Below are 254 nucleotides of genomic sequence, written 5' to 3'. Positions count from 1 at the left end.
TCGTCTTTCCACGTTTTCTTTCCTTCTACTTTTGTTTGACCTACTTTTGTATTTGTGATGTCGTAACCAGTTACTTCCGATTTGTACCCATCTACCGCTTGTTCTTTCACTTCATATTTGTAGGCAGCGCCATTCGCATCGTATGCCGCTAAGTCTTTAAATGTATATTTCCAGCCGCTTGCTTCACTTACTTCTTCCGTTGCGATCACTTTACCATTTTGTAGTAAGTCTACTTTGATTGTTTTCGGACGTTC

Annotated in this window: 1 protein-coding gene; it reads right to left on the bottom strand. The window is 40.2% G+C overall.

Going from position 1 to position 254, the window contains the following annotated elements:
* A partial coding sequence (locus tag JDS96_RS31280; protein ID WP_206777263.1) for a Cna B-type domain-containing protein occupies positions 1 to 254 on the bottom strand: 254 nt, incomplete at both ends.

The sequence above is a fragment of the Bacillus cereus group sp. N21 genome (genome assembly GCF_016483395.1).
Classification (GTDB): Bacteria; Bacillota; Bacilli; order Bacillales; family Bacillaceae_G; genus Bacillus_A; species Bacillus_A pseudomycoides.
Note: the sequence above shows the minus strand (reverse complement) of the source record. Positions and strands in the feature narration are given on the sequence as shown.